Annotated in this window: 10 protein-coding genes; 7 read left to right on the top strand and 3 right to left on the bottom strand. The window is 53.9% G+C overall.

Annotation, left to right across the window (positions count from 1 at the left end):
• Positions 1-7 precede the first annotated feature (7 nt).
• Entirely contained in the window at positions 8-1222 is a 1215-nt protein-coding gene (locus B3Z49_RS02275; protein ID WP_296987985.1) for an AraC family transcriptional regulator, read from the bottom strand.
• A 691-nt stretch (positions 1223-1913) separates the two neighbouring features.
• On the opposite strand from B3Z49_RS02275, the gene B3Z49_RS02270 reads away from it, so the two are divergent.
• From B3Z49_RS02270 to B3Z49_RS02250, 5 genes are all read left to right on the top strand, one after another.
• Positions 1914-3548 carry a peptide ABC transporter substrate-binding protein gene (locus tag B3Z49_RS02270; protein WP_063088938.1) on the top strand — a complete coding sequence of 545 codons (1635 nt, stop codon included), beginning with the start codon at positions 1914-1916 and terminating at the stop codon, positions 3546-3548.
• A 78-nt stretch (positions 3549-3626) separates the two neighbouring features.
• Positions 3627-4550: an oligopeptide ABC transporter permease OppB gene (gene oppB / locus B3Z49_RS02265; protein WP_296987984.1), complete on the top strand. Its 924-nt coding sequence runs from the start codon at positions 3627-3629 to the stop codon at positions 4548-4550.
• A gap of 2 nt (positions 4551-4552) precedes the next feature.
• Positions 4553-5458: an oligopeptide ABC transporter permease OppC gene (gene oppC / locus B3Z49_RS02260; protein ID WP_120224564.1), complete on the top strand. Its 906-nt coding sequence runs from the start codon at positions 4553-4555 to the stop codon at positions 5456-5458.
• Between the two features lie 19 nt (positions 5459-5477).
• Positions 5478-6452, top strand: coding sequence for an ABC transporter ATP-binding protein (locus tag B3Z49_RS02255; protein ID WP_296987979.1), 975 nt, complete (start codon positions 5478-5480; stop codon positions 6450-6452).
• Positions 6449-7462, top strand: a complete 1014-nt coding sequence (locus tag B3Z49_RS02250) for an ABC transporter ATP-binding protein (protein WP_296987978.1) — start codon at positions 6449-6451, stop codon at positions 7460-7462. The genes B3Z49_RS02255 and B3Z49_RS02250 overlap by 4 nt, the downstream gene beginning before the upstream one ends.
• A gap of 89 nt (positions 7463-7551) precedes the next feature.
• On the opposite strand, the gene B3Z49_RS02245 is transcribed toward B3Z49_RS02250, so the two are convergent.
• Positions 7552-9312: an HD family phosphohydrolase gene (locus B3Z49_RS02245; RefSeq protein ID WP_296987976.1), complete on the bottom strand. Its 1761-nt coding sequence runs from the start codon at positions 9310-9312 to the stop codon at positions 7552-7554.
• 310 nt (positions 9313-9622) lie between these two features.
• Here B3Z49_RS02245 and purB point away from each other — a divergent pair, with 310 nt between their 5' ends.
• Both purB and B3Z49_RS02235 read left to right on the top strand, forming a co-directional pair.
• Positions 9623-10933, top strand: coding sequence for an adenylosuccinate lyase (gene purB / locus B3Z49_RS02240; protein ID WP_064779510.1), 1311 nt, complete (start codon positions 9623-9625; stop codon positions 10931-10933).
• Positions 10934-11095: 162 nt separating this feature from the next.
• Complete coding sequence (locus tag B3Z49_RS02235; protein WP_296987975.1) at positions 11096-11716, top strand: YbhB/YbcL family Raf kinase inhibitor-like protein; 621 nt, start codon at positions 11096-11098, stop codon at positions 11714-11716.
• A gap of 53 nt (positions 11717-11769) precedes the next feature.
• Here the strand turns inward: B3Z49_RS02235 and B3Z49_RS02230 are convergent.
• On the bottom strand, positions 11770-12671 hold a 902-nt coding region (locus B3Z49_RS02230), incomplete at its 5' end, for a LysR substrate-binding domain-containing protein (protein ID WP_296987973.1).

The raw sequence follows: 12671 nt of genomic DNA, 5'->3' as shown, positions 1-12671 counted from the left end.
ATACGCCTTAACTATTTGATTTTGCGAAATTGTGCTGACGATAGTTACTTGGTGTATGACCGGTGATTTTCTTGAACGCCTGATTGAAGGTCGATTTCGAATTGAAGCCGACCTCGGTTGCGATATCGAGGATCGTGCGATTTGGTTCCTCGATCAACAGGCGAGAAGCCTCTTCAACCCGGACTTCATTAACGAAATCAAAGAAGCTTTTGCCCAGATGCTGGTTCAAGACAAAGGAAAGCTGATTGGGCGTTGCCCCGACAGCAGAAGCCAGTTTCGGCATGGTGAGCAGTGGATCAAGCATCACATCGCGGTCTGCGACGATCCTTGCAAGGCGGGTGCGAATACGGTCGATACCGGGGTCATCAACAATTGCACGCAACATCGGGGTCTGTTGGGCGTCGGTCCCTTGGCCGGTTTCCTGACGTTCAGGCAGATTGTCCTGGGCGCCGTCTTCGGTTTCCGCTTGCACAAAGATCGCCGGGTTCTGCGCGATAACCTGACACATGCGGAAGAACACAACCACAAACCCCACCTTGACACCAAGCGACAGCCATTCCGCGCGAAAGACAAACATATCCAAAAGGTTGGTCAAGGTGAAGACGGTAAACAACACCGTCATCCCGACAAGAAGTTCGATAATCCAGCGACGCATTCGTTCACTGTCGGCCTGGAGTTGCCAATTGGCTTGTCGCAAATAACGCCGCGCGAGCCGCCATATCCCAGCCATGTAACCGACAAACGACACGCAAAACAGGATTACAATCGCCAGGAGAACCAAATTGGCAAGCCCTTGCGATGAAAACGCAATCTGCAACCCTACATCACGCACATGATCCTGATTGGCGACCATCCGCGTGCTTTTTAGGTAAACCATAAGCCCGATCGCTGCGGTCACCGGGATTAATACCAGAAAATGCCGATAGGGCCGGGAAACAGGACTGCCGGAAACTTCCCGAAAATACAAATATATCGACGGTATAAAGGCAAAAAAGAAAGGCGCAAAAACCGGCACAAGATACAAGTTCACAATCGGACTGATGAACGGGTCGAACGTATCGTCGATAAAACTCATACCGACCGAAAATCCGAACACCATGAGCCAGCGATTGGCGCGAAAAGAACGCTTTCCTTCGTCCATCAACAGGACAATCAGGAAAATCGCCTGCGATACGCCAAGAACCGAAACGATCAGAAAAAGAATGTCGAATGTTTCAATCATTCCTGCGCCTTCAGTGGCGGTTTCTGTTGGTGGGATATGCTTGGCCGAGCAGAACGCAAGGGCCGCTAACGAACTCTACGGAAATACGCGACTATCAGGCACGCTGCAACCAAGACTTACTTGAAGGGCCTCAGCAAGATGGATGGAGGCACTTCGATCAAAGCAGCCTGATCTATGCAATATCGCCTTGATCGCACTGTTCTTCACGCGCTTATTTTCACCCATATTCTTGATAGGTTCCACGCGTTCGTAAAATCGCGATCAGATCGCCACCGGGTCTGCAAAAGAGTTCCCTGTCAAATATCTGCTGTTTTCAAATCCGTCCTGTGACCGCCATATGGGCCGGGTTTCTTGCGATTCGCTCGCATCTTGTGATGTGCGAGACGGTCGAATGGGAACGGTGTCAGCACAGACCACCACTTTTGCGCGATCATCCACTGAAACCATACCGTCCTGACGGTTTTCGGACGATTGGTGTTAAGAATGCCAAACACCGTAACAAATTCGACATAAATCCCCATATGCACAACAATTAACGATTGAAAACGTTTTCCCGCGCAAGCATTAATCTATCTTCCCCGTTGTGTAGAATCTGCCTTGCAGTAAGCGCATACCCGGATCAGTATTTTCACGTACGTACTTTCTGGGAGGTACGTAACGAAAAATCAAAATGACAAGGGAGACATTTTAGATGTCAGACAACGCGATGACTGCAAAAGGTCTCGTGAACGGGTTGTTAAAATCCTCACGTGCTTTTGTGTTGGGTACCGCCTTGATTGCCGGTTCGATGACGATGTTGTCGACCAGCCAGGCGCAGGCCGAGAAGATCCTGCGAATTGGTAACGACGGCGAACCGCAGTCAATGGATCCGCATTTCATCTCTACCATCCAGACCAGCCGAATCTCCGATGATATGTCGCTGGGCCTTCTGACATATGGGCCGGATGGCCAACCGGTTCCCGGTGCAGCCGAAAGCTGGACCGTTTCCGAAGACGGGATGACTTACACCTTCAAAATCCGCGACCATAACTGGTCGGATGGCACCCCGGTTACGGCACAGGACTTTATCGCCGGCTGGGAACGTCTTCTTGATCCGGCACTGGGCGCGGAATACGCATCCCTGCTGTACATCATCGAAGGTGCCGAGGAAGTTAACACTGGCAAGGATGGCGCGAAACTCGCAGCCAAGGCCATTGATGACCATACCCTCGAAGTTAAACTGACCGCACCTGCCCCCTACTTCCTGGCACAGTTGACCCACCAGACCGCTTTCGCCATTCCGCGTCATGTCGTTGAAAAATATGGCAAGGATTGGGTAAAGCCGGAAAATATCGTTGTGAACGGCGCCTATAAACTTGTCGAATGGGTGCCAAACGTTCACACCAAACTGGTCAAGAACGAAGAATTCTATGACGCTGCAAACGTTCCGATCGACGAGGTGATCTATTACACCTACGAAGATCGCACGGCGATGCAGAACCGTTTCCGCGCAGAAGAACTGGACGTTGCGCGCGACATCGCATCCGAACAGATTTCCTGGCTGCGTGACAATTTGGCCGACAGCCTGCGCATCGCGCCTTATGCCGGCATCTATTACTACGCCGTGCGTAGCGACAAAGAGAAATTCCAGGATCCGAACGTCCGCAAGGCACTGTCGCTTGCGATCAACCGCGAAGCAATCACCGACGCGGTTCTGAAAACCGGCGAACTTCCGGCTTATTCCTTTGTTCCGCCGGGAACCGGTAACTATACCGAGCCTGCATATGTTTCATGGAAAGACCTTTCTTATGGTGACAAGGTCGCCGAAGCCAAGAAACTGATGGAAGCAGCTGGTTATACCGCTGAAAATCCGCTTAAATTCACGCTGCGTTACAACACATCTGAAAACCACAAACGCATCGCGATTGCGGTTCAAAACATGTGGAAACAGATCGGCGTCGATGCAGAGCTGTTTAACACCGAAGGTAAAATCCACTATGCCGACCTGAAAGTTGGTGACTTTGAAGTCGCGCGTGCTGGCTGGATTGCCGATTACAACGATGCTCAGAACTTCCTGTTCCTCGGCGAGGAACGCACCGGCCCGCTGAACTATGCAGCGTTCGATAACCCGCGCTACAACGAATTGATGCTGGCCGCCGAGAATGAAGGCGACCTGAAAAAGCGTGCAGAACTGATGCATAGCGCAGAAGCCATCATGATGGAGGCACAGCCCTACATCCCGATTTACTACTATGTCTCGAAACAGCTGGTCTCACCAAAGATCAAGGGCTGGATCGACAACGCCCCGGATCGTCATCTGACCCGCTGGCTCGACATCGCCGAGTAAATCCTGCCTTCGTGTCGCAGGCTGTGTGGTGTTCCTCCCGCCCGCAGCCTGTGACCACCCCGACGGGGATGAGAGAAAATGTTATCTTACGCCATTCGGCGCCTGCTGATCGCGATCCCGACATTGTTCATCGTGATCACAGTCGCCTTCTTCATGATGCGTATCGCACCGGGCGGCCCGTTCGATCAGGAACGCGCATTGCCGCCGGAAATCGAAAAGAACATCAAGGCTGCCTATGACCTTGATAAGCCGCTGGTCGAACAATACGCGATCTATATCGGCAAGCTTTTCCAGGGCGATTTCGGACCATCAATTAAAATCCGCGACTTTTCCGTTGCCGAACTGATCATGGCAGGTGCCCCTGCCTCGATGCAGCTGGGCCTGAGTGCGATTGCCATTGCGCTTGTGTTTGGCGTCGCGTTTGGCACCTATGCCGCCATTCGACAAAACAGCGCGGTTGATTTCGTTGTCATGGGTGTTGCCATGATCGGCATCGCCATTCCGAACTTTGTCATGGCGCCGCTATTGTCGCTGGTATTCGGGCTTTATCTGTCGATCCTTCCGACCGCTGGCTGGGGGGATGGGGAACTTGAATATAAAATCCTTCCGATCATCGCACTTGCCCTGCCCCAGATTGCCTATATTGCACGTCTGACGCGTGGGTCGATGGTCGAGGTTCTGCATTCGAATTACATCCGAACCGCACGCGCCAAGGGCCTTCGCGAGACGCTTGTCGTTAATCGCCACGCCATAAAGGGCGCACTGTTACCGGTTGTTTCCTATCTTGGTCCGGCAACAGCGGCCGTCATGACCGGCTCGGTCGTGATCGAAAGCATCTTTGGCGTGCCCGGTATCGGGACCTATTTTATCAAGGCAGCGTTGAACCGTGACTACCCGCTCGTGATGGGGGTGGTGATTGTCTATGCGGTGATGATCATTCTGCTGAATTTCCTGGTCGATATAATTTACGGCCTTCTTGATCCCAAACTGAAGTCACGCTGATAATGAATAAATCTGAAAAAACAGCTCTGCTGCAATCAGCCGGCGCGGCCGAAGAAATCGAAGGTCGCAGCCTGTGGCGCGATGCCCGTATCCGGTTGTTCCGCAACAAGGCGGCTGTCGGCTCCATGATCATTCTGGGCATTATTACGTTACTCGCAATCTTTGCCCCGCTTCTGAGCCCCTATGCCTATGACCAGATCGACTGGGGCTATATCCAGGAAGGTCCGAACTGGGAAAACGGCCACATCTTTGGCACCGATGGCAATGGACGCGATCTGTTTATCCGGGTGCTTTATGGCGCGCGCGTATCGCTTGCGGTCGGGCTTCTCGCCACCACGGTTTCGCTGATCATCGGCGTTACGTACGGCGCAGTTGCCGGATATTTTGGCGGCAAGATCGACAGCATCATGATGCGGTTTGTCGATGTGCTTTATTCCCTGCCCTTCATGTTCTTTGTCATCATGTTGATGGTGGTATTTGGCCGAAACATCTTCCTGATATTTGTTGCGCTTGGCGCGGTTGAATGGTTGACCATGGCACGTATTGTCCGCGGTCAGACATTGTCGCTACGTCGGCGCGAATTTATCGAAGCCGCCCACGCAACGGGTGTTTCGAACTTCAAGATCATTTTCCGCCACATCATTCCCAACGTGCTGGGTCCGGTCATTGTCTATATGACCCTGACCATCCCGCAGGTGATCCTGACCGAAAGCTTCCTGTCCTTCCTTGGACTGGGGGTACAGGAGCCGCTGACAAGTTGGGGCGTTCTGATTTCCGAAGGGGCCAAGGTGATCGAGGCATCAACATGGATGCTGATCTATCCGGCGGTGTTCCTGGCACTCACCCTGTTCTGTTTTAACTTCATCGGTGACGGTCTGCGCGATGCGCTTGATCCGAAAGACAGGTAAGGGAGGGCAAGGAAAAACCATGACCACAAATCATATTCTGACTGTCGAAAACCTGACCACGCGCTTTCAGACCCCGGATGGCGAGGTCGAGGCCGTCAATAACGTCAATTTCCACATCGATCCGGGCGAGACGCTTGGTGTTGTCGGGGAGTCCGGATCGGGCAAGACGCAGATTTTCCTGTCGCTGATGGGATTGCTTGCCAAAAACGGCGCATCCACCGGTTCGGTCCGATACAAGGACAAGGAAATCCTCAATCTGCAGCCCCGCGAATTGAACAAAATTCGCGGTGTGTCGATGTCGATGATCTTTCAGGATCCGATGACATCACTGAACCCGTTTCTGAAAATCTCCCGGCAGATGACGGAAGTTCTGGTCGAACATCGTGGCATGTCTGAAAGCGACGCCTTGGCGCGCGCAATCACCATGCTTGATCGTGTCGGAATTCCAGGCGCGGCCCAACGCGTTCACATGTATCCGCATGAGTTTTCCGGGGGCATGCGCCAGCGTGTCATGATCGCCATGGCGCTGTTATGTGACCCGGAAGTTCTAATTGCCGATGAACCGACCACCGCCCTTGATGTGACGGTGCAGGCACAGATCCTTGATCTGTTGCGCGATCTGCAAACGGACTTCAACACAGCGACCGTAATGATCACCCATGATCTGGGCGTGGTGGCGGGTCTTTGTGACCGGGTGATGGTGATGTATGGCGGGCGTGTTGTCGAAACCGGATCGGTCAGCGACATCTATTACGACAGTCATCATCCCTATACCGAAGGCCTTCTGAAATCGATGCCAAGGATTGATCGCGCCGATGAGGAAAGCCTGTTTGCCATTCCCGGCCAGCCGCCAAACTTGCAAAACCTTCCAAAAGGCTGCGCTTATCAGGAACGTTGCGAATATGTGTTTGATCGCTGCTGTGCGGAACGCCCGCTTTTGAGGGAATTTGGCAATGGCCGGGCCAGCGCCTGTTTCCGGGAGGATGACAAATGAGCGTGATGAACAAATCCGCTAAAAAAGACGCATCACCAATCCTGTCGGTCCGCGATCTCAAGGTTCATTTCCCGATCTCGTCGAAGGGCCTGTTTGCCCCTGACCGGCAGCTCAAGGCCGTGGATGGCGTCAATTTCGATCTTTATCCCGGCGAGACACTTGGTGTTGTCGGGGAGTCCGGCTGTGGCAAATCCACGCTTGGCCGTGCGATCCTGCAATTGATCCCGCCAACCGATGGTCAGGTTGCCTGGCTTGGCAAGAACATTGTCGGCGCGCCACATCGTGACATGCAGCCTTTGCGTCGGGACCTGCAGATCATTTTTCAGGATCCGTTGGCCAGCCTGAACCCGCGCATGACGATTGGCGAAATCATTGCCGAACCGCTGGTCACCCATAAGCCGGAACTCGGCAAGGAAGAGATCAAGGCGCGGGTCAAACGCATGATGGCGCGCGTTGGACTGTTGCCGCAAATGATCAACCGGTATCCGCATGAGTTTTCCGGTGGTCAGTGCCAGCGCATCGGCATTGCGCGCGCAATGATCCTGGAACCCAAACTGATTGTCTGTGACGAGCCGGTCTCGGCGCTTGATGTTTCCATTCAGGCCCAGATCGTCAACCTGTTGCAGGAATTGCAGCGGGAATTTGACCTGTCGCTGATTTTCATCAGCCATGACCTGTCGATTGTCCGCCACATCTGTCACCGCATCATGGTGCTGTATCTTGGCAATGTCGCCGAACTTGCGGACCGTGACAGCATCTATGCCGCACCACGGCACCCCTATACCAAGGCCCTGATTTCCGCCGTTCCAATCCCCGATCCCGAGATCGAGCGCAACAAGGAACGCATTGTTCTGACCGGTGATCTGCCAAGTCCGCTGTCGCCGCCATCAGGATGCGTGTTCCGGACCCGCTGCCCGTTTGCCAAGGATAAATGCGCGCAGGAGCCACCGGTACTGGAACGCGTTTCAGACAGTCAGGAAGTTGCCTGTCACTTCCATGACAGCATCTAGTTCAACAAGAGCCTCCGAAGAAACTGCACCCGAACTTTTAAGACCGCCCTTGTGGCGGTCTTTTTTTTGATCCGTGCGCGGAAAGCTGACTAGTCCGGATTGGAGATGATGAACTGTGCGATATCGACTTCGTCACGCTGATCTTCGCGCAAATACTTGCGCCCGTATTCCTGATAGGTGCCGCTTGTCAGGAAAAGCTCGAACAGGTCGCTGTCGATCTGCCCCTTGTCGCGCATATCGGCTAGGATCGAGATACATTCAGACAATGTTTTCGGCCGTTTATAGGGGCGATCCACCGCTGTTAGCGCCTCGAACACATCGGCAATCACCATGACCTTTTCGAGGATGCCCATATCATCGCCGGTCAGCCCGCGCGGATACCCGGACCCGTCCATTTTTTCGTGATGATTTCCGGCAATATCGGGAATGCGTTGCAGTTCCTTGGGATATGGCAATTGGGCCAGCATATCCTGGGTAATGACGACATGATCGTTGATCACCTGGCGTTCTTCGGATGTCAGAGTGCCGTGCGGGATCGAGAGGTTATAGAGCTCGCCCCGGTTAAAACCGTTATAGATGTCGGTTTCACGATCCATCAAAAGCTTCTCAGTGCCGGTTGCACGTAGTTCGGCCAGTTTCGCATCATCAAGGCGCTGTTGTTCCGACCAGGACAAGCCGATGGTGCGATCAAAATACCGCGTCCATTCCTGCTCTGCGATGTCATGCAGGGCAAAGATGGTGTCGGTATCAAGTTCGGTATCGCCAATATTGGCATCCGCGACCATGGCAAACTGGGTTTCGAGTTCGGTCACCCGGCGGGCAAAATCGGCCTCGCACTGAAGTGCGTCCTCGCCATCAAGCTTGCGTTTAAGCATCTCGATCTCGGCATCACGACGCAGCACTTCAAAACGCGTGCGGACTTCGTGAATACGGTTATGGATGGTTTCAAGCTTGGTGGCTTTTTCCATCACATGATCAGGGGTGACGATCTTACCGCAATCATGAAGCCAAGCCGACAGGTCAAGCTCGTACCATTCCATATCTGTCAGATAGAAATTGGAAAAGGTGCCATCCCGGTCATCCACAGCCGCCTGGGCCAGCATGCGCGCTATGATCGGCACACGCGAACAGTGGCCTGCGGTGTGCGGCGATTTGGCATCAATCGCCTGACCCAGCACGCGGACGAAGCTTTCCATCAGGTCGCGCTGAGCCACCAGCAACCGGCTGTTTTCAATCGCAACCGCCGCCTGACTGGCGAGCGCATTTATGATTGGTTCAATCGCGGGATCAAAGGAAATCACATTGCCCGCATCGTCACGCGCATTGATCAGCTGCAAAACGCCGATCACGACGCCGCTGGTGTTTTTAAGCGGCACGGTCAGGAAGGATTTCGACCGATACCCAGTTTTGGCATCAAATGCCCGGGTGCCGGTAAAATCAAATCCCTCGGCACTATAGGCATCATCAATATTGATCGCCTTGCCCGTCAGCGCGACATAGGTCGCGATATTGGCATAGTTCGGGCGGCCTTCGTCGTCATAAAGCGGCAAGGGCGGGAATGGTTTCTCGGTTTCCCGGCCCGAGACAAAGAACGTCTCAAGCGTATCATTGACCATGATACGGAAATGAAGTTCGCTTTCGTCCTGATTGACGACATAAAGCGATCCACCATCAGCATTGGTGAAGTTGCGCGCGGCCATCAGGATTTTCTGGTTAAGCTCTTCGCGCCCCTGCTGTGCCGACAGGGCGATGCCCAGTTCGACCAGTTCCGCCAGATAGTTTGCGTCTGTATTGCGGACCTGTGTCACATCTTTCTGATGATTTTTAGCCCCGTCGCGTTCACGCGCCATAAAAATTCTGCCCACTTCGCATTCGGATTAACCGCGTCGTAGAAGATACATCCTGCCTGCTTACAGGATATATTCTCAATAAGTTGCTATTTTTCTAAGATTAGGCTCAGGACAGACCCTAAACAAGTTTCTCGGTGGCAAAATCGCCCTCACAATCCTGCTATACCCGTCTGCAGGGTTGCCAATTTGCCCGGAATGGACTATCCGACCCCGTGAAAGCGTGCCGGCGCCGTGATCGTGCAATCAACTACGCATTCCGATCATCGAGATCTATTTCCGGCACCCAACCATCTTGCCCGGAGGCGACCGCATGATCCCCCGTTATTCCCGTCCGCAGATGACATCCATCTGGGAACCGGCGAACAAGTTCCGTATCTGGTTCGAAATCGAAGCCCACGCTGCTGACAAACTGGCTGAACTGGGTGTTATCCCGGCTGAGTCCGCCAAGCTTGTCTGGGAAAAAGGTGACAAGCCCTATACCCAGGACCGCATCGACCGCATTGACACCGTCGAAGCCGAAGTCAAACACGATGTGATCGCGTTTCTGACCGAACTGGCCGAACAGGTCGGCGAAGAAGCCCGCTTTGTCCACCAGGGCATGACCAGCTCGGACGTTCTTGATACCTGCTTTAACGTGCAGCTTGCCCAGGCAACCGACATTCTGCTTGAAGATATGGACAAGCTTCTGGCAGCGCTTAAAAAGCGCGCCTATGAAACCAAAGATGTCCCTTGCATGGGCCGTTCGCACGGCATCCACGCAGAGCCGGTGACCTTTGGTCTGAAGCTTGCGACCTTCTATGCGGAGTTCAAACGTAACCGTGATCGCCTTGTTGCTGCACGTGATGAAATCGCGACCTGCGCAATTTCCGGCGCGGTTGGCACGTTTGCCAACATCGATCCGAGTGTTGAAGAACATGTTGCCGCCAAGCTTGGCCTGAAACCGGAACCGGTTTCGACCCAGGTGATCCCGCGTGACCGTCATGCCGCCTATTTCGCAGCCCTTGGTGTCATCGCATCGTCGATCGAACATCTGGCAACCGAAATCCGCCACCTGCAGCGCACCGAAGTTCGCGAAGTTGAGGAATTCTTCTCCAAGGGGCAGAAAGGCTCCTCGGCGATGCCGCACAAGCGTAACCCGGTTCTGACCGAAAACCTGACCGGTCTTGCCCGTCTGGTGCGTTCAATGGCCATCCCGGCAATGGAAAACGTTGCCCTGTGGCACGAGCGCGACATTTCGCACAGCTCGGTCGAACGTAACATTGGCCCGGATGCGACCGTTACGCTTGATTTCGCCCTGATGCGTTTGACCAACGTTGTTGAAAACCTGGTTGTCTATCCGGAACGCATGGACGAGATCCTGAACCAGATGGGTGGTCTGGTCTTCTCGCAGCGCGTTCTCCTGACCCTGACCCAGTATGGCGTTTCGCGCGAAGATTCGTATCGCATCGTTCAGCGTAACGCGATGAAAGTCTGGAACCGCGAAGGCGATCTTCTGTCGCTTCTGAAAACCGACGAAGACGTCACCAACCGCATTCCGATGGACAAGCTCGAAGCGCTGTTTGACCTTGGCTACCACACCAAGCATGTCGACACGATCTTTGCCCGCGTCTTTGCGGACTAAGCAAAACACCAAAGCCTGCTTTAAAGCCCCGGTCGTCTGGCCGGGGCTTTTTCGTTGGGTTGTGCTGCAATACCGACCTTTGACATTGCGCATCATTGATGCTGAGCTATATCGAACACAGCCAGCACATCAAAAAATGTCAATTACAGGAAAGGCATAGCAATGAAACTGAGCATCAAAGGATGGGAAGACGGCGCGCCGATCCCCGCCAAGTTCGCGTTCGGCAAAATCCCGGCAGAGGGTCGGTTTGAAACATCGGACAATATCAGTCCCGCCATTTCCTGGAGCGACATTCCCGAAGGCACCAAATCCTTCGCCCTGATCTGCCATGACCCGGATGTCCCGTCATCGGGCGAGGACGTCAATATCGAAGGTAAGGAAGTCCCGGCAAGCCTGCCGCGTGTTGATTTCTACCACTGGGTTCTGGTCAATATCCCGGCCAGCATCACAAAGCTTGAAGAAGGTGTCGCGTCCAATGGTGTCACGCCAAAGGGCAAGATGCCCGGCGCCAAGCCATATGGCACGGCAGGCCTGAACAACTATACCGACTGGTTTGCGGGCGATACCGATATGGGTGGTGATTACGGCGACTATGACGGTCCCTGCCCGCCATGGAATGATTCGATCATTCACCACTATCATTTCACGGTCTATGCGCTTGATACCGACAAGATCGACCTGCCAGAACCCTTTACCGGCCCGGATGCGCTTGCCGCGATCGAGGGCCATGTTCTGGACAAGGCGAGCTACATGGGCACCTACACCATGAACCGCGATCTGTAATCCGCGCCGTACCGCTTTTACAACCCCGTTCGAAACCTTTCGGCCGGGGTTTGTTATTTGATGCCAAGGTCGCTTGCTTCTGCCAACAGCCAGTCGCGAAATTCCTTAACCGGTGCGCGCAGATCACGGTTCTTGGGCCACACCAGATAATAGCCTGACGGCACTTTAACGACCTGATCTGGAAACAGGTGGATCAGCTTGCCTTCGGAAATGTCTTCTTCGGCCAGAAGCGGGTTGGCCAGAACGACGCCCTGCCCATGAATTGCCGCCTCAATCGCCATGGATGTCTGATCGATTTCCACGCGTTTTATGGCGCGAATGTCGGGCGTCGTCAGGGTTGAAAACCGGCCCAGCCATTCTTCCCACCAAGGATGCAGGATATCATTCAGCAACGTCGCCCGCGCAAGGTCATCCGGGCTATTCAGTCCCAACCTTTCGCGATAGGACGGCGCGCAAAAGGCTGCCGCCTGCCCTTGATACAGCAATATGGTTTCAAGACTTTCATTGACGCCATCGAAATAGCGCACAGCCAGATCGACCGGATCATGATCAAAATCCAAAAGCACCGACGATGATCCGACATGAAGCGAGGTTTCAGGATGGGCGATCAGAAAACGCGACATCCGTTTGGAGAACCATTTTGCCGCGAAGCTTGGCGGCATAACGAACCGCACCGCATGATTTGACTGGTCGCGCAATTGATGGCTGGCATCTCGGATCTGCTGCAAGGCCGGGGCAATGCGCGCAGCATAAGCCAAGCCATCCGCCGTTGGCGTGATTTGGCGGACTGTGCGCGTAAACAGTTCAACGCCAAGCCAGTCTTCAAGCTTGCGGATTTGCTGCCCCACCGCACCGGGCGTGACATTCAATTCATCCGCCGCCAGCGCAAAGCTTTTCAGGCGCATGGATGCCTCGAACGCTGGCAGTGATTTAAGTGGCGGATATGATCCCATAA

The organism is Thalassospira sp. UBA1131, from assembly GCF_002311515.1.
Classification (GTDB): domain Bacteria; phylum Pseudomonadota; class Alphaproteobacteria; order Rhodospirillales; family Thalassospiraceae; genus Thalassospira.
Note: the sequence above shows the minus strand (reverse complement) of the source record. Positions and strands in the feature narration are given on the sequence as shown.